Annotated in this window: 24 protein-coding genes; 10 read left to right on the plus strand and 14 right to left on the minus strand. The window is 73.5% G+C overall.

All coding sequences use genetic code 11. The annotated features are described in order from the left end of the window. Positions 1–20: 20 nt before the first annotated feature. Positions 21–893 carry a helix-turn-helix transcriptional regulator gene (locus ABZ939_RS18760; RefSeq protein WP_361855871.1) on the minus strand — a complete coding sequence of 291 codons (873 nt, stop codon included), beginning with the start codon at positions 891–893 and terminating at the stop codon, positions 21–23. Positions 894–1182: 289 nt separating this feature from the next. Between ABZ939_RS18760 and ABZ939_RS18765 the strand changes: the two genes are divergently transcribed. After that, a complete protein-coding gene (locus ABZ939_RS18765; protein ID WP_361855874.1) occupies positions 1183–1686 on the plus strand; it encodes an ATP-binding protein in 504 nt (167 codons plus the stop codon). Positions 1687–1759: 73 nt separating this feature from the next. Here ABZ939_RS18765 and ABZ939_RS18770 read toward each other — a convergent pair whose 3' ends face one another. From ABZ939_RS18770 to rpmG, 5 genes are all read right to left on the minus strand, one after another. Continuing rightward, on the minus strand, positions 1760–1972 hold the full coding sequence (locus ABZ939_RS18770; protein ID WP_361856175.1) for a DUF397 domain-containing protein: 213 nt from the start codon (positions 1970–1972) through the stop codon (positions 1760–1762). 156 nt (positions 1973–2128) lie between these two features. Further along, the gene (gene rpsR, locus ABZ939_RS18775) at positions 2129–2368 is read right to left on the minus strand and encodes a 30S ribosomal protein S18 (protein WP_361855876.1); all 240 of its coding nucleotides are present in this window, start codon (positions 2366–2368) and stop codon (positions 2129–2131) included. A gap of 3 nt (positions 2369–2371) precedes the next feature. Next, positions 2372–3511 (minus strand): GTP-binding protein, encoded by a 1140-nt coding sequence (locus tag ABZ939_RS18780; protein WP_361855879.1) that lies wholly within the window; start codon positions 3509–3511, stop codon positions 2372–2374. After that, the gene (locus ABZ939_RS18785) at positions 3511–3765 is read right to left on the minus strand and encodes a type B 50S ribosomal protein L31 (protein ID WP_361855882.1); all 255 of its coding nucleotides are present in this window, start codon (positions 3763–3765) and stop codon (positions 3511–3513) included. Before ABZ939_RS18785 ends, ABZ939_RS18780 begins: the two co-directional genes overlap by 1 nt. Positions 3766–3772: 7 nt before the next feature. Next, positions 3773–3937, minus strand: coding sequence for a 50S ribosomal protein L33 (rpmG, locus tag ABZ939_RS18790; RefSeq protein ID WP_017949758.1), 165 nt, complete (start codon positions 3935–3937; stop codon positions 3773–3775). A gap of 63 nt (positions 3938–4000) precedes the next feature. Between rpmG and rpmB the strand changes: the two genes are divergently transcribed. Together rpmB and rpsN are read left to right on the plus strand one after the other, a co-directional pair. Next, positions 4001–4237 carry a 50S ribosomal protein L28 gene (gene rpmB, locus ABZ939_RS18795; RefSeq protein ID WP_361855885.1) on the plus strand — a complete coding sequence of 79 codons (237 nt, stop codon included), beginning with the start codon at positions 4001–4003 and terminating at the stop codon, positions 4235–4237. Continuing rightward, positions 4237–4542: a 30S ribosomal protein S14 gene (rpsN, locus tag ABZ939_RS18800; protein WP_361855888.1), complete on the plus strand. Its 306-nt coding sequence runs from the start codon at positions 4237–4239 to the stop codon at positions 4540–4542. The genes rpmB and rpsN overlap by 1 nt, the downstream gene beginning before the upstream one ends. 137 nt (positions 4543–4679) lie before the next feature. Here rpsN and ABZ939_RS18805 read toward each other — a convergent pair whose 3' ends face one another. Further along, the gene (locus tag ABZ939_RS18805; protein ID WP_361855891.1) at positions 4680–5801 is read right to left on the minus strand and encodes a DUF2786 domain-containing protein; all 1122 of its coding nucleotides are present in this window, start codon (positions 5799–5801) and stop codon (positions 4680–4682) included. Further along, a complete protein-coding gene (locus tag ABZ939_RS18810; protein WP_361855893.1) occupies positions 5798–6187 on the minus strand; it encodes a helix-turn-helix domain-containing protein in 390 nt (129 codons plus the stop codon). Before ABZ939_RS18810 ends, ABZ939_RS18805 begins: the two co-directional genes overlap by 4 nt. 79 nt (positions 6188–6266) lie before the next feature. On the opposite strand from ABZ939_RS18810, the gene ABZ939_RS18815 reads away from it, so the two are divergent. The 3 genes from ABZ939_RS18815 (at position 6267) to ABZ939_RS18825 (ending at position 9986) form a co-directional block, all read left to right on the plus strand. After that, the gene (locus tag ABZ939_RS18815) at positions 6267–7088 is read left to right on the plus strand and encodes an NAD(P)H-binding protein (RefSeq protein WP_361855896.1); all 822 of its coding nucleotides are present in this window, start codon (positions 6267–6269) and stop codon (positions 7086–7088) included. Positions 7089–7158: 70 nt separating this feature from the next. Then, positions 7159–7899 carry an ABC transporter ATP-binding protein gene (locus ABZ939_RS18820; RefSeq protein ID WP_361855899.1) on the plus strand — a complete coding sequence of 247 codons (741 nt, stop codon included), beginning with the start codon at positions 7159–7161 and terminating at the stop codon, positions 7897–7899. Next, positions 7893–9986 (plus strand): ABC transporter permease, encoded by a 2094-nt coding sequence (locus ABZ939_RS18825; RefSeq protein ID WP_361855902.1) that lies wholly within the window; start codon positions 7893–7895, stop codon positions 9984–9986. Before ABZ939_RS18820 ends, ABZ939_RS18825 begins: the two co-directional genes overlap by 7 nt. 361 nt (positions 9987–10347) lie before the next feature. On the opposite strand, the gene ABZ939_RS18830 is transcribed toward ABZ939_RS18825, so the two are convergent. Next, positions 10348–11265: an NADP-dependent oxidoreductase gene (locus tag ABZ939_RS18830; RefSeq protein ID WP_361855905.1), complete on the minus strand. Its 918-nt coding sequence runs from the start codon at positions 11263–11265 to the stop codon at positions 10348–10350. Positions 11266–11391: 126 nt separating this feature from the next. Between ABZ939_RS18830 and ABZ939_RS18835 the strand changes: the two genes are divergently transcribed. The 4 genes from ABZ939_RS18835 to ABZ939_RS18850 all read left to right on the plus strand — a co-directional run bounded on the left by ABZ939_RS18835 (position 11392) and on the right by ABZ939_RS18850 (position 15840). Then, positions 11392–12636, plus strand: coding sequence for a LuxR C-terminal-related transcriptional regulator (locus ABZ939_RS18835; RefSeq protein ID WP_361855908.1), 1245 nt, complete (start codon positions 11392–11394; stop codon positions 12634–12636). Between the two features lie 90 nt (positions 12637–12726). After that, positions 12727–14418 (plus strand): bifunctional 3'-5' exonuclease/DNA polymerase, encoded by a 1692-nt coding sequence (locus tag ABZ939_RS18840; protein WP_361855911.1) that lies wholly within the window; start codon positions 12727–12729, stop codon positions 14416–14418. A 174-nt stretch (positions 14419–14592) separates the two neighbouring features. Next, positions 14593–14979, plus strand: a complete 387-nt coding sequence (locus ABZ939_RS18845; RefSeq protein WP_361855914.1) for a DUF6479 family protein — start codon at positions 14593–14595, stop codon at positions 14977–14979. 57 nt (positions 14980–15036) lie between these two features. Beyond that, complete coding sequence (locus ABZ939_RS18850; RefSeq protein ID WP_361855917.1) at positions 15037–15840, plus strand: sigma factor-like helix-turn-helix DNA-binding protein; 804 nt, start codon at positions 15037–15039, stop codon at positions 15838–15840. Between the two features lie 4 nt (positions 15841–15844). Here ABZ939_RS18850 and ABZ939_RS18855 read toward each other — a convergent pair whose 3' ends face one another. The 5 genes from ABZ939_RS18855 to ABZ939_RS18875 all read right to left on the minus strand — a co-directional run bounded on the left by ABZ939_RS18855 (position 15845) and on the right by ABZ939_RS18875 (position 22014). Next, complete coding sequence (locus tag ABZ939_RS18855) at positions 15845–17143, minus strand: MFS transporter (protein ID WP_361855920.1); 1299 nt, start codon at positions 17141–17143, stop codon at positions 15845–15847. A gap of 139 nt (positions 17144–17282) precedes the next feature. After that, complete coding sequence (locus ABZ939_RS18860; RefSeq protein WP_361855923.1) at positions 17283–18644, minus strand: aspartate aminotransferase family protein; 1362 nt, start codon at positions 18642–18644, stop codon at positions 17283–17285. Continuing rightward, positions 18641–19351 carry a pyridoxamine 5'-phosphate oxidase family protein gene (locus ABZ939_RS18865; protein WP_361855926.1) on the minus strand — a complete coding sequence of 237 codons (711 nt, stop codon included), beginning with the start codon at positions 19349–19351 and terminating at the stop codon, positions 18641–18643. The genes ABZ939_RS18860 and ABZ939_RS18865 overlap by 4 nt, the downstream gene beginning before the upstream one ends. Before the next feature lie 52 nt (positions 19352–19403). After that, a complete protein-coding gene (locus ABZ939_RS18870) occupies positions 19404–20720 on the minus strand; it encodes a lysine N(6)-hydroxylase/L-ornithine N(5)-oxygenase family protein (protein WP_361855928.1) in 1317 nt (438 codons plus the stop codon). A 46-nt stretch (positions 20721–20766) separates the two neighbouring features. Further along, a complete protein-coding gene (locus ABZ939_RS18875; RefSeq protein WP_361855931.1) occupies positions 20767–22014 on the minus strand; it encodes an APC family permease in 1248 nt (415 codons plus the stop codon). Between the last annotated feature and the right edge of the window lie 220 nt (positions 22015–22234).

The raw sequence follows: 22234 nt of genomic DNA on the forward strand, positions 1-22234 counted from the left end.
CACGTCATCGTACTGACGTCCTAGGAGAGTTGAAGGAGTCCTCGGAGAAGATCGCGACTTTCGGCCGGATCGGGACTGTCCTCGCTCAGCCGCTCCATCACGCGGGCGTACTGTGCGACCTCCTCGCGCTTGTCGAGGTAGAGGGCGCTGGTCAGCTGCTCCAGGTAGACGACGTCGGAGAGGTCGGACTCCGGGAAGCTCAGCATGGCGAACGCGCCGCTCTCGCCGGCGTGCCCGCCGAAGCTGAAGGGCATGACCTGGAGCGTCACGTTGGGGTGCTCGGAGATCTCGATGAGATGCCTCAACTGCCCCTGCATCACGGACCGGTCGCCGTACGGGCGGCGCAGCGCGGCCTCGTCGAGGACGGCATGGAACTGCGGGGCACGCTCGGAGACGAGGACCTTCTGCCGCTCCAGGCGCAGCGCGACGCGGCGCTCGATCTCGGCGCGCGGGGCGTCGGGCATGCCGCGGGAGACGACGGCGTGCGCGTACGCCTCGGTCTGCAACAGGCCGTGCACGAACTGGACTTCGTAGACGCGGATGAGGGAGGCGGCGCCCTCCAGGCCGATGTACGTCTGGAACCAGCCGGGCAGTACGTCGCCGAAGCTGTGCCACCAGCCGGCCACGTTGGCCTCGCGGGCGAGCCCGAGGAGCGAGCCACGCTCGGACTCATCACTGACGCCGTAAAGCGTGAGCAGGTCCTCGACGTCCCTTGCCTTGAAGCTCACCCGTCCCAACTCCATGCGGCTGATCTTGGATTCGGAGGCGCGGATCGAGTAGCCGGCCGCCTCGCGGGTGATGCCGCGCGATTCGCGCAACCGCCTCAGCTGCGAACCCAGCAGGATGCGCCGCACCACGCTCCCGCTCGCTCCGCTCGATTCGACTGCGGTCACGGCTCCAGCCTCTCCTTCGCGGTCTCGGGCCCCCGGATTCTGCCACTAAACGCTTCAGCGCGTACACATTCGATTACGGAAAGGCGGCAAGTTCAGGGCGACTTCCTGATCAAGGCGAAAGTGGTCGGCAGAAGATATGCACAGAATCGGCGCGGGGACGGACAGGTCCGGCGCGTGCACGTGCATCTGCCCTTGCATCCCTTGGTCGCATTCGGAACCATGGACCCCGCGCAGCTGCGTACTCGTTCGTGTTGTCGCACCACAGTCGCGATTCCCGGGAGTGCCTCGCATGGGGACGAATGGATCGACCATGCTCGAGCCGTTACGGCAGGGGCTTCCGCCGATCGATCCCGCTGCCGTCTCCACCTCCGCCTCCTGCGCCCTGCCACCCCGCTACGAAGCGGTGCGCGGCGCACGGAAGTTCACGCAGTCGACCCTCGCGCAGTGGGAGCTGACCGAACGCTTCGACGACGTCGCCCTGGTCGTCTCCGAACTCGTCACCAACGCCCTGCGCCACGCGCTGCCGTCGGACACCCCGCAGGAGGAGGACGGCCGGCACGCTCCCCCGGTCCGCCTGCACCTGATGCGCTGGACGAGCCGCCTGGTGTGCGCGGTGCGGGACCCGAGCCACCGGAGCCCGGAGGCGCGCGAGGGGGACGAGGACTTCGCCGCGGAGTCCGGGCGGGGGCTGTTCCTGGTCGACTCCTTCAGCGACGGCTGGGGGTGGCACCCGCTGGCCGGGACGCTCCAGGGCAAGGTGGTCTGGGCGCTGTTCCGGCTCGGGCCGGAGTAGGACGCGCACAAGGGATACGCAGACACACGAAGGGCCCCGGCGCACACGCGCCGGGGCCCTTCGTGCGCGTACGTCACACCAGGTGGTCGAACTCCCCGTCCTTGACCCCGAGCAGCAGCGCCTCGATCTCGGCGGGTGTGTAGACCAGAGCGGGCCCGTCGGGGTGGCGCGAGTTGCGGACGGCAACGTTGCCACCGGGCAGTTTGGCGAACTCCACGCAGGACCCCTGGGAGTTGCTGTGCCGGCTCTTCTGCCACACGACACCGTGAAGCTCCGTGGCCGCCATGCCGTTGTACGCGTGATGCGCATGATGCACTGGTAGCTCCCCGAGATGCTTGGTGCAGGTGTCAACTTCCTCGGATCATAGCTGTGTTCATATGCCAATGCATGAGCAGATGCACGTGCACGCGGGGTGGCGTAGCGACTACGCGACTCAACGCACTCAGCGAGCTACCGACGAGTAAGGCAAGAGTGCCATCTCCCGCGCGTTCTTGACGGCCCGGGAGATCTGCCGCTGCTGCTGCGCGCTCACCCGCGTCACCCTACGGCTCCGGATCTTCCCCCGGTCGGAGATGAACTTCCGCAGCAGATCGGTGTCCTTGTAGTCGACGTACGTGATGCCGTCGCGGTCCAGGGGGTTCGGGCGCGGCTTGGCGGGCTTGCGGGGGGACTTGGGGGGCATGGGTCAGACCTCCAGGAGGGTGTCGAAGGCGGGCGGGAGGCGCTTCCAGGCCTCGCGCCCGGCGGCGTACTCGGCATCGGTGAGCAGGCAGGAGCCGAGGACCTCGGCCAGACCCTCGCGGTCCAGGCCGGGCGAGATGAAGACCAGGTGCTGACAGCGGTCGCCGTGCTCGGGGTGCCAGTCCAGAGCGGCGGCGGCCCGGCGGACGGGCGGGACCATGTCCCAGGCGGCGTCGGGCAGCGAGGCCAGCCACGGGCCGACGCTCTCGACGCAGAGCGCACCGCCCGCCGCGTCCCAGTGGAGCAGGGTGTCGGGCCTGTCGGCGAGCCAGAACCGGCCCCGGCTGCGGGCCGCGGCGCAGGTCAGGTCCTCCAGGGCCGCGTACAGCCGCTCGGGATGGAAGGGACGCGTGTGGTGCCAGACATAGGTGGCGACCCCGCTCTGGTCCGCCTCCTGGGGCAGCAGCGCGCAGGCCGGATGCTGGGCGGCGGCCGCAGCCTCGACGTCGAAGCCCGCGAGGGCTGCCGCGGCCAGCTCCGTGCCGGACTCGACCGGGATCCGCCGGGCGGTGGGGTGGAGCTGGGCCAGGAGGGCGCGGTCCTCGTCGTCGGCCTCGGGGCTGTCGACGACGGCCAGGACGGGCGCGTACTCCAGCTGGCGCGCCCAGGTGTCGGCGACGGTCCGCCGGTCGGTGGCGGCGGCCGCGAGCCCCGTGTCCGCGAGGTCGTCGCCGTTGCCGAGGTAGGGCAGGACCAGGGCCGGGTCGACGGCGGTCATCACGGCGGTGAGGCGGAGCCCGGCCGCGGCGACGACCTCGGCCATCGCCTTGGGTTCGACCGAGTCCCAGAGCTCGACGACGGCGAGGCGGGTGAGGCCGGCGTCGGCGAGCCGCTGGAGCTCGGGCACCAGGTCCTCGCGCAGGGCGCAGCAGGCGCAGTCGTTGACGAGCGGGGTCTCGCCGGTGGACAGGGCGCCGGTGGCGTCGCGGACGGTGCGGGCGACCGTCCCGGTCTCCGGGGCCGTCGCGAGGTCGTGATGGAGCGCGACGCTGCCGGGGACGGTGGCGAGGAGCCGGTCCACGGCAGCGCGGCGGGCGTCGGAGTGGAGCCCTCCGACCAGGGCGACGGAGAGGCCTGCGGACATCAGCGAGCCTCGCGCCGTCCGTAACGCCGCTCGAAGCGCTCCACCCGGCCGGCGGTGTCGAGGACGCGCGCGGTGCCGGTGTAGAAGGGGTGGCTCGCCGAGGAGATCTCGACGTCGACGACGGGGTAGGTGTTGCCGTCCTCCCAGACCACGGTCTTGTCGCTGGTCATCGTGGAGCGGGTGAGGATGGCGAAGTCGCCGGCCTTGTCGCGGAAGACGACCGGGCCGTACGCGGGGTGGAGTTCGTGCTGCATGGGGTGCTCAGCGCTCCTCTCGGAAGTCGACGTGGCGGCCGGCGACCGGGTCGTACTTGCGCAGGGTGAGTCGGTCGGGGTCGTTCCGGCGGTTCTTGCGGGTGACGTAGGTGTAGCCGGTGCCGGCGGTGGACCGGAGCTTGATGATCGGGCGGAGTTCGTTGCGGGCCATGGTGTGTAGAGTAAATGAACATGGTTCCCATTTCCAATATCACCGAGGAGAGGTAGGTCACCCTTGTCCGCCCACTGCCAGCTGACCGGCGCACAGCCCGGATTCGGCAACCGCATCTCGCACTCGCACCGCCGTACGTCACGGCGCTTCGACCCGAACATCCAGAAGAAGCGCTACTGGCTGCCCAGCGAGGGCCGGTACGTCCGGCTGACGCTGAGCGCCCGCGCGATCAAGACCGTCGACACGATCGGGATCGAGGCCGCGGTGGCCCGGATCCGCGCACGGGGGGTCAGGGTCTGATGGCGAAGAAGAGCAAGATCGCGCGGAACGAACGACGGAAGACCGTCGTGGAGCGGTACGCCGAGCGGCGGGCCGAGCTGAAGGAGATCATCCGCAGGCCGTCCACCCCGGAGGCCGAACGCGAGGCGGCGGTGCGGGAGCTGCGTCGCCAGCCCCGCGACGCGAGCGCCACGCGGTTGCGCAACCGGGACGCGGTGGACGGCAGGCCGCGCGGGCACCTTCGGAAGTTCGGGATCTCGCGCGTCCGGCTGCGCGAGCAGGCGCACGCGGGGTTCCTGCCGGGGGTGCGCAAGGCGTCCTGGTAGCGGGGAGCGGCCGGGGCGGGGGGCGAGCCGGGGAGCTTCCCCGCCCCGGACGGCCCGGGGACTTCACCCGCCCGTCCGGCCCGGGGGGCTCCCCCCGCCCCGTCCCGCCCGGGGGACTTCCCCCGCCCCGTCCGGCCCTACGGGGTGTCGGGGAGCTCGGGGCGGGTGCGGCCGAGGCCGGCCGCGTTCGCGGCCGTCGTGCCGTGGCTCCAGCCCGCCTCGTCCCACATCGCGCGGACGCGCGTCGTGCGCGTGTCGGGGAACATCTCGTCCGTGCGGGAAGTGACCGCGACCTCCCGGCTGCGCAGGGCGGGCAGCAGCGTCGGCTCCTCCGCGGTCACCCGGCGCGCCGTCGTCTCGAGCCGCGCGCCCAGGCGATTCGCGTACGCGAGCAGGAAGGACTGGCGGAAGGACTTCGTGCGCTTCCGCCCGCCCGCCCGCTGCTCCGCCTCCGCCCGCGTCATCGCCGCCGTGCCCTGGACCAGGAGCGAGGTGTACAGCAGCTCCACCGGATCCAGGTCCGCCTCGAAGCCGACCACCGTCGAGAAGCCGTACGGCTCGTTCCACACCGCCCGGCAGTGGTTCGCCGTCGCCACCGCGTCCAGCAGGATCGCCTTGGCCTGCTCGTACGGCGGCTCCACCCCGATCCGGATCGCGCCCGGCACGTCTCCCGACGGCGTACGGGACGCCAGCGCCGCCTCGTCCAGGCTGTGGCGGGCCATCAGCTCCTGGGCCTTGGCCGTCAGCGCCTCCGCCTCCTCCGGGTAGCCCGTGGCCTCCGCCTTCGCCAGCAAGGCCCGTACACGCGTCAGCATCCGCGGCTCGCCCACCGTCGCGGCCGGCAGCACGTCACCCGGCACCGGGCCCACCGGTTCCAGGGACGGCAGCCTGACCAGCAGGCGGTACAGCTCCAGGGACGTCGTCGCCGAGGAGAAGCGGTCCGCCCGGACGGGAGTGGTGTCCAGGTCGGCGAGTTGCGCCGCCCAGCGCGACGGCAGGCGCTCGTAGCGTCCCGTCTCCGAGGCGATCAGGGCCCCCGCCAGCCGCACGTGCTCCTCGCCCAGATCCCGCCGCACCAGCCGGACGACATCCGCCGGCTGCCAGCCCCGCTCCCACGCCCGCCGCACGAACTCCCCGCCACGGCGGGCCAGTTCCGCGTCCGCCGCCCGGTCCGCCGCGAGCAGGGACGCCGCCGTGTCCAGGGCCGTGTCGTCGTCCGTGTACAGGGCCTCGAAGGCCCTCTCGACCGTCGTGCTCACGACTGCTTCGCGTCCCATTCCTCACGCGCCCGACCGATCACCGCACGGTGGTCGAGCGACCAGTCGATCAGCTGCTTGATCAGGTGCGTCATGCTGTGGCCCGTCTCCGTCAGCGCGTACTCCACCTGCGGCGGCGTCGTCGGATACACCGTCCGCGTCACGAGCCCGTCCCGCTCCAGGCGGCGCAGCGTCAGCGTGAGCATCCGCTGCGAGATCCCGGTGACCAACCGCTGCAACTCCTTGAACCGCCGCGCCCCCGCCGCAAGTTCGACCACCACGTGCACGGTCCACTTGTCGCCGAGCCGGTCCTGCACATCCCGTACTCCGCACTCCTCCGCGCAACTCACCAGAGGGTCGGTGGTTACCTCCGTGTGCCCCTCGTACATGAATGTGCCTCCTTACCCGACGCGCGCGCTGCCTCCAGAATGATCCTCACCGAACACGATCACGAAATCAGGGGGAATCATGCTGCTCGTCACCGGTGTCTCCGGCGGTCTCGGCTCCCTCGTCGCGGAGCGTCTCGCCGGCCGTGACGACATCGGCCCCGTCGTCCTCGGAACGCGGGCCGGACTGCCCGGCACCCGCCTCGTCGACTTCGACGAGCCCGGCACCCTGCCGGACGCCTTCGCCGGGGTGGAGACCCTGCTGCTGATCTCGGCGGGGTACGGCGAGGACGACACGGTCATCGCCCGCCACGAGGCCGCCATATCCGCCGCCGAGCGCGCCGGGGTCGGCCACATCGTCTACACCAGCCTCTCCGGCGACGGCGACCACCTCACGTACTCCCTCGCCCACCGCTGGACCGAGCGGCGGCTCCAGCGGTCGAGCGTGAACTGGACCGTCCTGCGCAACGGGCTCTACGCCGAGTTCCTCGCCTGGATCGCCACCCCCGACGCCGACAACCGCATCACCGGCCCCCTCGGCGAGGGCCGGCTGGCTGCCGTGGCCCGCGAGGACCTCGCCGAGATCGCGGTCACCGTGGCCACGGCCCCGGCCGCGCACGCCGGCCGCACCTACGAGCTCGTCGGCGAGCGCCCGCTGGGCGGGGCCGACCTGGCTCGGGCGCTGGGCGCCGAGTACGCCCCCGGCACGCTCGCCGAGGCGCGTACCGCGATCGCGGCCTCCGGGGCCGTGGACTTCCAGGTGCCGATGCTGACCGGGACGTACTCGGCAATCGCGCACGGCTTCATGGACGGCACGAGGGTCAAGAGCGACCTGCGGGATCTCCTCGGCCGTGAGCCGCTGGACGCGCTCGAGGTGTTCGTGGCGGCCGTACGCCGGGAGTAGGGCAAGGCATACCCCGCAGACGCCCTCCAGCGGTCGTGATCGGCGGGCGTGCGGACGGTTGGCTTGAGGCATGACATCAACCGCCGTACGGCTCACCGACCTTCGTCGCCACCACCGCGACGTCCGCGCCCTGGACGGCGTCGATCTCGACTTCCGCACCGGGACCTTCACCGCCGTCATGGGGCCCTCGGGCTCCGGCAAGTCCACGCTGCTGCAGTGCGCGGCCGGCCTCGACCGGCCGACCGGTGGGACCGTCGAGGTGGGCGGGGTCGCCCTGGAGGGGCTGAGCGAGCGGCGGCTGACACTGCTGCGGCGGGACCGGATCGGGTTCGTCTTCCAGTCGTTCAACCTGCTGCCCTCGCTCACCGCCGCGCAGAACGTGGCCCTGCCGCTGCGGCTGGCCGGGCGCCGCCCGTCGCGTACCGAGGTACGGGAGGCGCTGGAGCGGGTCGGGCTCGGCGGGCGGGAGAAGCACCGCCCCGGGGAGCTGTCCGGCGGGCAGCAGCAACGGGTCGCGATCGCCCGGGCGTTGATCACCCGGCCGGCGGTGCTCTTCGGGGACGAACCGACCGGCGCCCTGGACTCCACCACCAGTCGCGAGGTCCTGACGATGCTGCGGGAGCTGGTGGACCGGGACGGCCAGACGATTGTCATGGTGACGCATGATCCGGTGGCGGCTGCGCGGGCGGACCGGGTGGTGTTCCTGGTCGACGGACGGGTCGTGGGGGAGCTGCACGCGCCCACGGTCGAGGCGGTCGCGGCTCGCATGGCCGGTCTGGAGACCGCGGGGGCGGGGGCACCGGCATGCTGACCGTCGTCCTCTCCGGGCTGCGCGCCCGCTGGGCCGCCTTCCTCGGCAGTTTCGTCGCCCTCGCCCTGGGCGTCGGGCTCCTCACCACCATGGGCCTCGGGCTCGCCTCGACCTTCGACGCCCCGGAGCGGGCACCGCAGCGGTTCGCGTCCGCGCCGGTGGTCGTGAAGGGGAAGGACGCGGTCACCGTCGACGTCCGGCGGGGGCCGGACACGGCATCCGTCTCGCGCGGGCTCGACCGTCCACAGCCTGTGGATATCGACCTTCTGGGCGAGCTGAAGGCCCGCTGGACCGTCACCACCGCCGGCGGCCCCGACGCCGTCGGCGTCCACGGCCCCGCGGCCGAGATCCGTACCCTCGTCGGCGACCGCGCCCAGGTCCTCACCGGGAAGGACCGGCGGCTCGCCGACCCCGAGCCCGAGCGGGACGCGGAGGCGCTCGTCGCCCTCAACGCCCTCCTCGGCACCGCCGGCGGTGTCACCACCTTCGTGTCCGTCTTCGTCGTCGCCTCCACCTTCGCCTTCGCGGTCGCCCTGCGGCGGCGGGAGTTCGGACTCCTGCGCACCGCCGGGGCCACCCCGGGCCAGGTGCGGCGGATGCTGCTCGCCGAGGCCGCGGGCGTCGGGATCGTCGCCTCGGCGACCGGGTGCGCGCTCGGCGCGTGGGGGGCACCGTGGCTGGCGCGGGTGCTCGTCGACGGCGCTCTCGCCCCCGACTGGTTCGCGATCGGCGCGGCCACCTGGCCGCTGCACGCCGCCTTCTGGACCGGGGTGACCGTCGCGATCGCCGGGGCCGTGGCCGCCTCCCGCCGGGCCGGGAAGGTCGGCCCGACGGCCGCGCTGCGCGAGGCGGACGTCGACACCGACGTGCTGCCGCTCGGCCGGGCGCTGCTCGGCACGGGGCTGCTCCTGGCCGGTGCGGGGCTGCTCGTGTGGACGTGTGTCACCGAGCCGTCGGAGCTGCTGAAGCGGAAGACGTACACGACGCTGCCGATGCTGCTGATCACCGGCGTCGCCCTGCTCGCCCCGCTGCTCGTCCGGCCGGTGGCGCGCGCCCTGCGGCTGCCGGGGGCGACGGGCATGCTCGTACGGGAGAACAGCGCGGCGGCCGTGCGCCGTACCGCCGCCGTCGCCGCACCCGTCCTCGTCACGGTCGCGCTGGCCGGCTCGTTGCTGGGCTCGGCGACGACGGTGACGAGCACCAGGGCGGCGGAGGCACGGGAGCAGACGGCCGCTCAGTACGTGGTGAGCGGGGAGGACTTGAGGCCCGTGCGCGTGCCGGGCGCGTCGGCGACGGGCGCCACCTCCGTCTTCGTACGGGACGGGGCCGAGGCGCTCGTGAAGTACGGGGCCCGGGCGGTCTCCGACCCGGCGGCCTTCGCGGACCTGGCACGGCTGCCGGTGGTGGCCGGGGACGTACGGGACCTCGACGACCGGTCGATCGTCGTCAACGAGGAATGGGAGCGGCGGACGGTCGGCGAACAGGTCGAGGTGTGGCTCGCGGACGGGAGCGGCCCGGTGAGGCTGCGGGTCGTGGCGGTCCTGGCGCTCGGGACGGGCGACAACGGACCGTACGTGACGCGGGCGAACGCGCCGGGCGCGGCGGTGGACCGGATCGACGCGGCCGGCCCGGCGCCGGAGGCCCTCGCGGCGGCGGGCGGGACGGTGCGCACGGTGGAGGAGTGGGCCGCCGCCACCCACCCCGCGACCAGCCCGCAGACCCGGCTCGGGCTGCTCCTGGTCCTCGGCATCGCGCTCGTCTACACGGTGATCGCGCTCGCCAACACGCTGCTGATGGCGACGTCGGTACGGGGCGGGGAGCTGGCCTCGCTCCGGCTGGCCGGCGCCACCCGGGCGCAGATCCTGCGGGTCGTGACGGGCGAGGCGGGTCTGGCCGTGGCGATCGGCGCGGTCCTCGGCCTCGCGGTGACGGCGGTGAATCTGGGGGCGCTGGGGGCGGGGCTCGGGGCGCTGTCCGCGCCGGTCTCCCTGTCGGTGCCGTGGGGCGCGGTCGGGGCCGCGGCGGGGGCGTGCGGGGCGGTCGCCGTGACCGCTTCGGCGCTCCCCGCGTGGCGCGCGACGCGCTGAGCGGCGAAGGTGGGTGGACGGGGCGGTGACCAGGGTCGGAGCCGGGTCACCGCCCCGCCCCACGTGCCACGGCCCCCGCCGGGCACGCCCCGCCAGGCGGACCCCCGTCCCGCCCGGCCGGCCCAGCCCGGCGAACCCCCGTCCCGCCCGGCCGACCTCCGTCCCGCCCGGCACGCCCCGTACAGCGGGCCCCGTCCTGCCTGGCACGCCCCGCACAGCGGGCCCCGTCCTGCCTGGCATGTCCGCCCTGCGCCCCCGTCCGGAACGCCCCGCACGCCCGCGCCGTCCGGCATGCGCCGCCCAAGCGCCCCCGTCCTGCTGTCCCGCCCCCGTCCTGCGTGGCCCCTGCTGGCGGGCGCACCTACGGCAGGAGGATCAGCTTGCCGCGTGCGTGGCCCGACTCGCTCAGTTCCTGGGCCCGCGACGCCTCCTTCAGGGGCAGGGTCTCCGCCAGCCGGACCTGCAGCCGGCCCTCGGCCGCCAGGCGGGCCTGCGAGGTGATCCAGTCACGCACCTGGTCCGGGCCCTCGATCACGCCGCTGAAGACGATCCCGTGCTCCTCCGCGTCCGTCGCCGCGATCGTCACGATCCGTTCCTTCGCGCCGCCCAGCAGCTCGATCGAGACCGACAGCGTGTCGTGCCCCGCCGCGTCGAAGACCGCGTCGACGCCCTGGGGCGCGGCCGCCCGGACCCGGTCGGCGAGGCCCTCCCCGTACGTCACCGGGATCGCGCCCAGCGAGCGCAGGTAGGCGTGGTTGGGCTCCGAGGCGGTGCCGATCACCGTCACACCGGCCGCCACCGCGAGCTGGACCGCCACCGAGCCGACGACTCCCGCCGCGCCGTGCAGGAGCAGGGTCTCGCCCGAGGTCACCCCCAGCAGGTCGAGAACGCGCTGCGCGGTCTCCCCCGCGACGGGGAGGCTCGCCGCCTGCTCCCAGGACAGGCCGGCCGGCTTGGGCACGAACAGGTCGGCCAGGGCGTACTGGGCGTACGCGCCCGTCTTCGTCCAGCCGAGCACCTCGTCGCCGACCTCGACACCGGTCACCCCCGGCCCCAGCGCGTCCACCGTGCCGGCGAACTCCAGGCCGGGCACCGCCGGGAACGTCGTCGGGTAGAACTCCTCCACCCAGCCGTAACGGCGCTTGTGGTCCACGGGGTTGACGCCGACCGCGGCCACCTTCACCCGTACCTCACCTCGGCCCGGCTCGGGCACCTCGATCCCCGTCTCGTGGCGCAGCACGTCCGGGCCGCCGAACTCTTCGTAGACGATCGCTTCCATCGCATCCTCCTCAGGTCGGCCTCCAGCTTCGGGCTACGGACCCCTCCCTCCGGCCAGTCGAACGGCCAGTCCCAACTGGCCGAAAGACCAGCCGCGGACAGGGGCCGGCTCACTAGGCTGAACCGCATGGACGCGACCACGCTGACCACCGCGTACGAGATCATCCGGCAGCCGCTCGGCGAGATCCTGCCCCGGCTCTCGGCCGCCCTCGCGCCGCTGATTCCGCACCGGACCGCGGCCGAACTCTCCACGCACTGCGCGCACTCGCCCTTCAAGGCGGTCGGCGAGACCGCCCTGCTCACCGCCGCCGAACTCACCCCGCTGCTGTCCTCGGGCACGCCCGGCAGCCCTTGGCAGGGCAGGGCGACGGTCGGCGGCGCGGAGCGCGAGGTCGTGGCCGTCACCAGCGACGCGACCGCCCGCCGTTCGGTCCTCGTGCTCGTACGGGAGGACGGCACCGGCCCCGTGCCGGAGGAGACCCTGGCCGTCGCGCAGGCCCTCTGGGACCTGGTGACCAGCCACTTCGACCGGTTCGCGGTGGAGGCACTGCCGGGCGCCCTGGCCCGTTCGCGGGCGGCGGCCGACACCCGGGCACGGGTGATCGCGGAGCTGACGACGGCGCACACGGCGGCCCTCTCCGGGATCCTCGGGGTGCTCCGCAGCCGGGCCCTGGACGACGGGGCGGCCCGGGTGACCGCCACCGACCTCGCCGTCAACGCGCTGATCGAGATGCGGGCGGAGTCGACGCGGGACCGCTCGGTCGCCGAGGAACCGGCCCACGAGGCCTTCGACCGACTCGCCGACGGTTTACGGACGATGCTGCGCCACAGCTCCGTACGGCTCGAACTCGGCCCGCCGGACAGCCCGCGCTCCCTGGCGGCGGACGTGGCGCACGGTGCGCGGGCGATCGTCCGGGCCCTGCTGCTCGTGATCCTGGAGCAGGACTCCGTGAGCCGGGTCCGCGTCGGCTGGCAGCTCACCGAGCACGAGCTGCGGGCGACGCTGCGGGACGACGGCGCGGGCGCCCTGGACGCCTGCCCGCTCGGCGCGGGCAGTATCACCGACCGGCTGGAGGTGCTGGGCGGCCGGCTGGAGATGGACGCCGTCCCCGGCTGGGGCACGACCCTCACGGCGACACTCCCGCTGGCCACCCCGGACGCGCCGGTCACGGCGGTGGACCCGCTCACCGACCTCGGCGGCCGCGAGCTGGAGGTCCTGACCCAGCTCGCGCTCGGCCACCGCAACCGGCAGATCGCGCAGGAGCTCCACATCAGCGAGTCCACGGTGAAGTTCCACGTCGCCAACATCCTGACCAAGCTGGGGGTGGGATCCCGGGGCGAGGCCGCGGCCCTCTTCCACAAGGCGGCGTAGCCGCGGCGCGACCCGGCCCTGCCGGTCCGGCCCCGTCGGTCCGGCCCCGTCGGTCCGGCGCTGTCAGTGGCAGGTGCCAGACTCGCACCCATGAGCGAGAGGTGGGCGCTGGCCTGCGAGGCGGAGGGGGACGGAGCGCTGCTCGTCCCGCTCGGTCCCGACGGGCTGCCCGCCGGGCCCGTCCTGCGTGAGCCGGACCTCGTCGAGGCCGTCCGCTCCCGGCCCGGCGTCGCCCGCTGGGTGTGGCGGTCGACCGCCGAGGTCCTTCCGCGGCTCCTCGCAGCAGGCATGCACGTCGAGCGGTGTTACGACATCGAGGTGGCCGAGCAGCTCCTCCTGGGCCATGAGGGGCGCCTCGGGGAGCCCCGTTCCGCGGCGGCCGCCCTCGCGCGGCTGCGGAACGCACCCGTACCGCCCGATCCGCCGCAGCGGGCCGCCGAGCCCGGCTCCCAGGACTCGCTCTTCGAGCCGGTGCCGTCCTCCGGGATCCCCTTCGAAGGGCTGCTCGAGGTGTACGCCGAGCAGCAGCGGCGGCACGACCGCGCCGAGCACCCGGGGCGCATGCGGCTGCTCACGGCCGCCGAGTCCGCGGGGATGCTCGTCGCCGCCGAGATGCACCGGGCCGGGCTCCCCTGGCGGGCCGATGTGCACCGGGAACTGCTCCACGAACTGCTGGGCGAGCGGTACGCGGGGGGCGGCGAGCCGCGCCGCCTTGCGGAGCTCGCCGACGAGGTCTCGGCCGCCTTCGGACGCCGGGTCCGGCCCGATCTGCCCGCCGACGTGGTCAAGGCCTTCGCGCAGGCCGGGATCCGGGTGCGGTCCACTCGCCGCTGGGAGCTGGAGGAGCTCGACCATCCGGCGGTGAAGCCGCTCGTCGCCTACAAGAAGCTGTACCGGATCTGGACGGCCCACGGCTGGTCCTGGCTCCAGGACTGGGTGCGCGACGGCCGCTTCCGCCCGGAGTACCTGCCCGGGGGCACGGTCAGCGGCCGCTGGACGACCAACGGCGGGGGCGCCCTGCAGATCCCCAAGGTCATCCGGCGGGCCGTCGTCGCCGACGAGGGCTGGCGGCTGGTGGTCGCCGACGCCGACCAGATGGAGCCGCGGGTGCTGGCCGCGATCTCCCGCGACCCCGGCCTGATGGAGGTCGCCGGGCACCCCGACGACCTGTACACCCGGCTGTCGGACCGCGCCTTCTCCGGCGACCGCGACCACGCCAAGCTCGCGCTGCTCGGAGCCATCTACGGCCAGACCAGCGGCGACGGCCTGAAGAACCTGGCCGCGCTGCGCCGCCGTTTCCCACGGGCCGTGGCCTATGTCGACGACGCGGCGAAGGCCGGCGAGGACGGCCGGCTCGTACGGACGTGGCTCGGCCGGACCAGTCCGCGCGCGGTCGGCGCGGGCGAGGACGAGGAGGCGGGCATCCCGCAGGAGGGCGGCGAAGCTCCTGTGGCGGACGGCGAGTTCACTCCCGGGTACGCCTCCAGCAACGCGCGGGCGCGCGGGCGGTTCACACGTAACTTCGTCGTTCAGGGCAGCGCCGCGGACTGGGCGCTGCTGATGCTCGCCGCGCTGCGCCGCGCCACCGCGGGGATGCGGGCCGAGCTGGTCTTCTTCCAGCACGACGAGGTGATCGTGCACTGCCCGGCCGAGGAGGCGGAGGCGGTCACGGAGGCGATCCGCGCGGCCGGGGACGAGGCGGGGCGGATCGCGTTCGGGCCGACGCCGGTGCGCTTCCCGTTCACGACGGCGACGGTGGAGCGGTACGCGGACGCGAAGTAGCGGAGCGGACACACGACCACGCGAGCGGCCGATGGAGTGGGACGCCCGGTCGCGGAGCGTCGTCGCTGGTCAGCAGGCATGCGCCGGTGACGCGGTGGGCGCGAGGCCGGGGTTCGCATGAGTTCGCGGCTCCCAAAATGTCCCAGATCGCCCCAGAAGGGGTATCCCTGAAACATGAACGCTTTTCTCTTGGATTCCGCAGGGGTCACGACGGCGGCGGGGGTCTGGCAGTCCGGGCTGGCCCAGGTCCTCGGCGGCCTGGTCGTGGTCGCCGTACTGATCGGCGCGTTCTGGCTGGGGATGAGGGTCAGGGACAAGGAGTCCCCGACGCCCAAGCCGGAGGAGCAGCCGAACCGGCCCGAGGGCGGGCTTCCCGGCGAGACCTCCGAGTACCGCAGGCCCGCCGAGATGCCGCAGACCGACGGGGAGCACCGGCTCATGCCGTACGAGCTGAAGGACGGCGGCGAGGCCTCGCCCGACCCGCCGAGCGAGGAGAAGCGCAAGTGGGGCGGGATCTCCAGCGGCGGCTTCGGCAGCGGTGGGCCGGGGCACGGCGACTGACGTTCGGCACGGGCGCGAGATGCCTCACGGAGGTTGCGAGCGGTGGTCGATCACGCGGTGAACCATGACGATCACGCGGTCGGGTCGCGGCTGCGGGAGGTCGCGTACCGGTTGCTCGGCTCGTTCGGCAGGGCCGACGCGGCCGTGCGGGAGGCGGCGCTGCACCTGGGCCGCTCCGGCTCCCCGGCCAGGGACGAGACCATGGCGGTCGCCCGCGTCTGTCTGGACATGCTGCGGTCGCGCGAGGGGCGGCGCGACGACCCTTGGGACCCCTGGGGCGCGGGCGAGCCGGGGCAGGCCACCGACCCCGAAGAGCGGGCGCTGCTCGCCGCGCTGGACAGGCTGACACCCGCCGAACGGCTGGCGTTCGTGCTCCACGACATGTTCGCGGTGCCCCTCGAGGAGATCGCGCCCGTCGTGGAGCGCACCCCCGCCGCCACCCGGCAGCTGGCCGCCCGGGCGCGCCGGCGGGTGCAGGGCACGGAGGAGATGCCGGAACCGGACCTGCCACGCCAGCGCGAAGTCGTCGCCGCCTTTCTCGCCGCCGCGCGGAGCGGCGACGTCGACGCGCTGCTCGCGCTCCTCGACCCCGATGCGGTGCTGCGGGCGGACGCGGAGGCCGTACGGGCCGGGGCGAGCGCCGCCCACGGGGCGCTGCCGGTGGCAGAGAGCTTCGCCGGGCGGGCCCGGTCGGAGCGTCTCGCGCTGGTGGACGGGGCGGCCGGTCTGGTGTGGGCGCCGGCGAGCGGACCGAGGTCGGTGATCGCCTTCACGGTGCTCGACGGCCGCATCACGGCCGTAGACGTCCTGATGGACCCGGCCCACCTCGACCGCCTGAAGGTCGAGATCCTGCCCGAGTGAGCGCTCAGGAAGGGGCGGACTCGGCGCCCTTCCTCTCCATGGACCGCGGCGCCCCGGGGGACTGGGCAACCTGGGCGGGAAGGTCGCGCCGGGTCCGCACCGGCGAGAGGAACACCGGCAGGAAGGCGGTGGCGAGCAGAGCGCCACCCACCCACAGGGTGGGGTGGATGCCGACGAGTTCGCCGAGGAGTCCCGCGACCGCGGCGCCGATCGCGAGCGCACCGGTGAGAAGGAAGCGGAAGGTCGCGTTCATGCGGCCGAGCATGTCGTCCGGGGTCATCCGCTGACGCAGGCTGACGCCGAGGACGTTGTCCATGCCGGTCTTGAACATCGCCAGCAGCCATCCGGCGCCCGCGATCCACAGCCAGGGGCCGTGCCCGATGAGCGGGACGAGCAGCCCGGCGGGGGCGAGAACGAGACCGGCCAGGCCCAGGGTGCGCCCGTAACCCAGGCGGGCCGCCACCGCCCGCGCGCAGCGGGAGCCGAGCAGGAGTCCGAGGCCGCCGGCTGCCCAGTAGACGCCGAGGACACCGGCGGAGAGCCCGAGTTCGCGGACGAAGATCACCGGCATCATCGTGTTGAGCACCTGCGAGCCGAGGTTGGTGAGCGCTGCGCTCAGGGAGAGCGCCCGCAGCTCCTTGTTCCCGAGGACGTGCCGTACGCCGGCGGCGATCTGGGCGCGCAGCGATTCCCGGGTCCGGTCGGCCGGTGCGGCGGGCGACGCCGCCTCCTTCAGCCACAGGAGCCGTACGGCGGAGGCGAGATGGCTCACCGCGGCACCCGCCACCGCCGCCGGGGCGGTGAGCAGCTGGACCAGGGCGCCGCCCGCTCCACGGCCGGCGACGTTGGTGACGGCCATCAGGCCGACCATGGCCGCGTTGGCCTGGACGAGTCCGTCCCGGCCGACGAAGCGGGGCAGGATGCTCTGCCCGGTGACGTCATGGAAGACGGTGGCGCAGCCGCCGAGCAGCACGACGGCGTAGAGCTGGGCGAGGGTCAGGGCGTCGCACCACCAGGCGACGGGGATGGAGGCGAGGAGCAGCCCGCGGGCCGTGTCCGCCGCGATCAGTACGCGCCGCTGGGGCAGCCGGTCCACCCAGGCTCCGGCGGGGAGGCCGATGAGCAGGAACGCGAGAGTGGCGAGGGTGGCGAGCGCCCCGACCTCGCCGGGGCTCGCGTCCAGGGTCTCGACGGCGATCAGCGGAACGGCGACGTATCCGACGTTGGTACCGAGGTGACCGAGAACGGCCGCGGAGAACAACGTACGGAAGTCGGGCACGCGCCAGGGTGAGTCGGATCGCATGTCTGCGAACCTGCCGCACCCCAACGCGTCAGCACAAGCGAATAGTTCTACAGCGACGATTAAGCGGTGCTACACCGACGTGCGGGCCGCGCGCCCCACGATCGGGACGCGCTGCCGTTGCCGCGAACTCCCGCACAGGTCACCGTGCCTCCGCGTCCGCGACCTCCAGTGCCTCGTCCAGGATCGCCAGGCCCTCCTTGGCCTCCGACTCCGTCAGGTTGCAGGGCGGGGCGACATGGATGCGGTTCATGTGGACGAAGGGCCACAGGTCGCGCGCCTTGCAGGCCGCGGCGACCCGGGCCATCGGCGCGGCCGCCTCGCCGGTCGCCGCGTAGGGGACGAGCGGCTCGCGGGTGGCGCGGTCGGCGACCAACTCCAGGGCCCAGAAGGCGCCGAGACCCCGGACCTCGCCGATACTGCGGTGCCGGGAGGCCAGTTCGCGCAGCCCCGGACCGAGGACGCGCTCGCCCAGGTCGGCGGCGTGCTCGACGACGCGCTCGACGCGCATCGTCTCGATGGTGGCCACCGCCGCCGCACAGGCCAGCGGATGCCCGGAGTAGGTGAGACCGCCGGGGTACGGACGGTCGGCGAAGGTCGCGGCGATCTTCTCGCCGATCGCCACCCCGCCCAGCGGCACATAGCCGGAGTTGACCCCCTTGGCGAAGGTGAGCAGATCCGGGACCACGCCCCAGTGGTCGGCCGCGAACCAGCGTCCCGTACGCCCGAAGCCGGCCATCACCTCGTCCAGGACGAACACGATGCCGTAGCGGTCGCACAGCGCGCGCACCCCGGCCAGATAGCCGTCCGGGGGCACCAGCACACCAGCCGTACCGACCACCGACTCGAGCAGGACCGCCGCGATCGTGCCGGGCCCCTCACCGACGATCGTCTCCTCCAGATGACGCAGCGCCCGCTCGCACTCCTGCCGCTCGTCCGTGGCGTGGAAGGACGACCGGTAGGCGTACGGACCCCAGAAGTGGACCACCCCGGCCGCGCCCGTGTCCGAGGGCCAGCGGCGCGGGTCACCGGTCAGATGGATCGCGGTGGAGGTGGCGCCGTGGTACGAGCGGTACGCGGACAGGACCTTGTGCCGGCCGGTGTGCAGCCGGGCCATCCGTACCGCGTGCTCGACCGCCTCCGCGCCGCCCGTGGTGAAGAAGATCCGGTCCAGGTCGCCGGGCGTGTGCTCGGCGATCAGCCGGGCCGCCTCGGAACGGACGTCGACGGCGAAGCTCGGGGCGACGGTGCACAACTGCCCCGCCTGCTCCTGGATCGCGGCGACGACCCGCGGATGCTGGTGGCCGATGTTGGTGTAGACGAGCTGGGAGGAGAAGTCGAGGTAGCGGTTGCCCTCGTGGTCCCAGAAGTACGCGCCGGAGGCGCCGGCCACCGGCATCGGCTCGGTCTGCGCCTGCGCGGACCAGGAGTGGAAGACATGGGCGCGATCGGCGGCGCGCGCGGCGGCGTTGGTGCGCGCGGCCTGGTCGTCACGGGTCGTCATGCCTGCACCGCCTCCCCGGTCAGGACGCGCCCGGCGCGCTCCGCGATGTGCTCCGGCATCTCGATGTCGGCGGGCAGGACGGGGTCGGCGACCGGCTCCCCGAACGTGGTGACGACCGGCAGCACCCCGGCCCACAGCCCCAGTGCCGCGTCCTCGCTCTCGCCGTCGTCCGGCGGCCCGGTGGCGATCTTCACCGAGGCCTCGACGAGGTCGAGCGCCACCAGCGCGGTCGCCGCGAGCTCCTTCCGGCTGGGCTGCCGGGCGTACTCCCACTGCCCCGGCGCGCACTGCTCCGTGAGCGCCCGCAGCCCCCGCAGCTTCTCGTCCGGGTCGGTCACCGACCGCGGTACGCCGTAGATCATCGCGCACCGGTAGTTGACGCCGTGCTCGAAGACGGAGCGGGCGAGCACCAGACCGTCGACGTGCGTCACCGTGACGCAGACGGTCGCGTCGGGGGCCTGGACCAGGCTGCGGCTGGCGACCGAGCCGTGCAGGTAGAGCCGGTCGCCGTCGGTGCCGTACGCCGTGGGCACCACCATCGTGGTGCCGTCGACGGTGACGCCGAGGTGGCAGAGGAAACCGGCGGCGAGCACCGCCTCCAGATCGGCCCGCCGGTGGCTGCCCTTGTGGCGCATCCGGCGCAGCCGGGTGCGGTCGGTGGCGGCCAGTTCGTCCGGTGCGGGTACCTGTTCGGCGGCGGTGCTCATGGTGTCCTCTTCGTGGGGTCGTGGCGACGTGCTTCCGGGGTTTCTACGGGCTTCAGCCGCGGGCCGCCACCGGCGCCCGCCTGTCGGAACGGCGGCGGGCCGCCAGCGAGTCGCAGATCTCGCCCGCCCGGACGGCGGCCATCGACAGCAGGTTCGCCGTGATGCCGTGGCTGTGCTCGGTGCCGCCCATCAGATAGACGGCGGCCTCCAGCTCCGGACCGGTCTGCACCCGGTAGTCGCGGCGCACCCGCAGCCGGCCGTCCTCGTCGCGTGCGCAGGCCGCGTTCAGTTCGCCGAGCAGCCGGGCCGGGTCGGGCTCGGTGTAGCCGGTGGCGTAGACGACGGCGTCGGCGGTGAGCTCCTCGGTCTCGCCGGTCGCGAGGTTACGCACCCGCACCCGGACCTCGTCGGCGTCCGCCTCGACCGACGTCAGCTGCGAGGCGCCCATGATGCGCAGTCGCCGCTCGCCGCGGACCTTCTCCTGGTAGGAGCGACGGTAGAGCTCCTCGATCAGGTCCATGTCCACCACGCCGTAGTTGGTGTTGCGGTGGTAGGCCATCAGCTTGCGGCGGACCTCCGGGTCGGCGCCGTGGTAGAGGTCGACGGCCTCCGGGTCGAAGATGCGGTTCGCGTACGGGCTGTCGTCTGCGGGGCTGTAGCCGTAGCGCGTGTGGACGGCGACGACCTCGGCGTTCTCGTACGTACGGTGCAGATGGTCGGCGATCTCGGCGGCACTCTGTCCGGCCCCCGCGACCACGAAGCGGCGCGGGTTCTCGGTGGGCAGCGCGGCGAGCCGGTGCAGGAACTCGCTGCTGTGCCAGAGGCGTTCGGAGGACTCGACGCCCTCGGGCAGCCGGGGTACGAGGCCGGTGCCCAGGACGAGGTTGCGGGCCCGGTAGGTGACCGCCTCGGTCGCTCCGAGCGCGGTGACGTCGACCTCGACGACCGGGCCGGCCTGGGTGGTGGAGCGGATCGCCGTGACCTCGAGGCCGTAACGGACCATGTGGTCCACGCCGTTGGCGGCCCACTGGAGATAGTCGTGGAACTCCTCGCGGGTGGGGAACAGCACCTTGTGGTTGATGAAGTCGACCAGGCGGCCCCGGTCGTGGAGGTACGGCACGAAGCCGAAGCGGCTCCGCGGATTGCGCATCGTGGCCAGGTCCTTGAGGAACGAGACCTGCATGGTGGCGTCCGGGATCAGCATGCCGCGGTGCCAGCCGAAGGACGGCTGCTTCTCCAGGAAGACGGCGGTGAGCTTCTCGTCGGGCCCGGCCTGCTCGTTGTACTCCTCGATGGCGATGGCCAGGGCGAGGTTGGCGGGGCCGAAGCCGACACCGACGACGTCGTAGACGGGAGTGGTCTCGTTCATGGCAGGGGCCTTTCTGATCAGGAGGAACGGGTCCGGCAGGACGGGGTCAGGCGGATCGGACGGCGGTGACGGCGGCGCAGCCGGCGGCGAGGAGCAGCGCGAGCAGCAGGCCCGTACCGGCGAAGGAGAGGAAGACGACGGCGATCAGCAGGGTCACGACGGCGGTGGTGCGCAGGGCGCGCCCGGTGCCGCGGGCCCGCAGGGCGGCGGCTGCCGCCGCCACGTACAGCAGCAGGAACGCGCTGCTGGTGACGATGAGGACGAGTTCCTCGCCGGTGCCGGTGAGGGTCAGTGCACCGAGGACGGCCGTGTAGGCGAGGGTCAGGGCGATGGTGGCCGGCACGGCACGGTCGGCCAGGGCGCGCGGCAGGATGCGGTCGCGGGCGGCGGCCCGGACGACCCGGGTGGCGCCCAGGACCCAGGCGTTGGTGGCGACGACCGCGAGGCCGAGGGCGAGCAGATCGCCGGCGAAGGCGCCGGCCTCGCCGAGGGAGGCGCCCAACAGGGCGGTGATGACGACGGGTTCGTCACCGGGCACGGCCAGGTAGGCGGCCGTGACCGCGGCGTAGAGCAGCCCCACGATGGGCACGGCCCAGCGGATGGCGCGCCGGTAGCTGCGGGCCGGGTCGTCGACCTGCTCGGCGAGGGTGGAGACGTTCTCCCAGCCGAGGAAGGAGAAGAACGCGGTGACGACGGCGATGCCGACACCGCCCCAGCCCTGGGTGAGGAACGGGGTGTACTCCCCCGCGTCGAACCGCGGCGCGGCGATCGCCACGGCCCCGCCCAGCCCGAGCAGCAGCACGACCAGCGAAGCGGCCTGGACCCGGGCGCCGGCGGTGAGGCCGAGCAGGGTGAACGCGGCGGACAGGGCCATGAAGCCCATGGCGATCGGGTATACGGGCCCGTCGGGCTGCCCGAGCAGACCGAGCAGACAGCGGGCGGAGACGATGCCCATGACCGGGTTGCCGATGACGTACGTGGCGACGAGCAGCAGCGCGGCGGCCCGCCCCGGCCGCCGCCCGAACCCGGCGGTCACCATCGCGGCGAGCCCTGCGGCGTCGGGCCGCCAGGCGGACATCTCCGCGAAGAACCGGGCGAACGGATACGAACTGATCGCGAGTGCCAGCCACGCCAGCACGGAGGCCGGTCCGGCCTGCCGCTCGGTCAGCCCGGGCACCAGCAGAATGCCGGTCCCGACGAGGCTGCTGACGTAGAACACGACAAGAGCCCGAACGCCGAGCGTGGCGGCCCGTTCCTTCCCGGCGGGTGCGGGGCGGGACATGAGGTCCGTCATGGGTGTCACCTCCGGTGGGGGGGTTGGGGGGAAGGGCGGGTGGCCGGGGGGGCGGGACGCCGGGGCCGACGGGCGGGTGGCCGGGGTGCCGGGGCCGGCGGGCGGGGCGCCGGCGCGCGGTCGGGGTGCCGGGGCGTTGGGGGCCGACTGGCGGGGTGCCGGGGCGCCTGGCCCGACGGGCGGGTGGCGTCCCGACGCCCGGCGACCCGGACGTCACGAC

The sequence above is a fragment of the Streptomyces sp. NPDC046712 genome, assembly GCF_040645695.1.
Classification (GTDB): domain Bacteria; phylum Actinomycetota; class Actinomycetes; order Streptomycetales; family Streptomycetaceae; genus Streptomyces.

Excerpts from the sequence above, each read along its gene's own strand:
- ABZ939_RS18785 (WP_361855882.1), bottom strand. The coding sequence starts at position 3,765 with ATGCAGCACGAACTCCACCCCGCGTACGGCCCGGTCGTCTTCCGCGAC.
- ABZ939_RS18820 (WP_361855899.1), top strand. The coding sequence starts at position 7,159 with ATGACATCAACCGCCGTACGGCTCACCGACCTTCGTCGCCACCACCGC.
- ABZ939_RS18825 (WP_361855902.1), top strand. The coding sequence starts at position 7,893 with ATGCTGACCGTCGTCCTCTCCGGGCTGCGCGCCCGCTGGGCCGCCTTC.
- ABZ939_RS18855 (WP_361855920.1), bottom strand. The coding sequence starts at position 17,143 with ATGCGATCCGACTCACCCTGGCGCGTGCCCGACTTCCGTACGTTGTTC.
- ABZ939_RS18780 (WP_361855879.1), bottom strand. The coding sequence starts at position 3,511 with ATGTCCGCAGGCCTCTCCGTCGCCCTGGTCGGAGGGCTCCACTCCGAC.
- ABZ939_RS18840 (WP_361855911.1), top strand. The coding sequence starts at position 12,727 with ATGAGCGAGAGGTGGGCGCTGGCCTGCGAGGCGGAGGGGGACGGAGCG.
- rpmG (WP_017949758.1), bottom strand. The coding sequence starts at position 3,937 with ATGGCCCGCAACGAACTCCGCCCGATCATCAAGCTCCGGTCCACCGCC.
- ABZ939_RS18765 (WP_361855874.1), top strand. The coding sequence starts at position 1,183 with ATGGGGACGAATGGATCGACCATGCTCGAGCCGTTACGGCAGGGGCTT.
- ABZ939_RS18830 (WP_361855905.1), bottom strand. The coding sequence starts at position 11,265 with ATGGAAGCGATCGTCTACGAAGAGTTCGGCGGCCCGGACGTGCTGCGC.
- ABZ939_RS18810 (WP_361855893.1), bottom strand. The coding sequence starts at position 6,187 with ATGTACGAGGGGCACACGGAGGTAACCACCGACCCTCTGGTGAGTTGC.
- ABZ939_RS18865 (WP_361855926.1), bottom strand. The coding sequence starts at position 19,351 with ATGAGCACCGCCGCCGAACAGGTACCCGCACCGGACGAACTGGCCGCC.
- rpsR (WP_361855876.1), bottom strand. The coding sequence starts at position 2,368 with ATGCCCCCCAAGTCCCCCCGCAAGCCCGCCAAGCCGCGCCCGAACCCC.
- ABZ939_RS18860 (WP_361855923.1), bottom strand. The coding sequence starts at position 18,644 with ATGACGACCCGTGACGACCAGGCCGCGCGCACCAACGCCGCCGCGCGC.
- ABZ939_RS18845 (WP_361855914.1), top strand. The coding sequence starts at position 14,593 with ATGAACGCTTTTCTCTTGGATTCCGCAGGGGTCACGACGGCGGCGGGG.
- ABZ939_RS18770 (WP_361856175.1), bottom strand. The coding sequence starts at position 1,972 with ATGGCGGCCACGGAGCTTCACGGTGTCGTGTGGCAGAAGAGCCGGCAC.
- ABZ939_RS18835 (WP_361855908.1), top strand. The coding sequence starts at position 11,392 with ATGGACGCGACCACGCTGACCACCGCGTACGAGATCATCCGGCAGCCG.
- ABZ939_RS18870 (WP_361855928.1), bottom strand. The coding sequence starts at position 20,720 with ATGAACGAGACCACTCCCGTCTACGACGTCGTCGGTGTCGGCTTCGGC.
- ABZ939_RS18875 (WP_361855931.1), bottom strand. The coding sequence starts at position 22,014 with ATGACGGACCTCATGTCCCGCCCCGCACCCGCCGGGAAGGAACGGGCC.
- ABZ939_RS18815 (WP_361855896.1), top strand. The coding sequence starts at position 6,267 with ATGCTGCTCGTCACCGGTGTCTCCGGCGGTCTCGGCTCCCTCGTCGCG.
- rpsN (WP_361855888.1), top strand. The coding sequence starts at position 4,237 with ATGGCGAAGAAGAGCAAGATCGCGCGGAACGAACGACGGAAGACCGTC.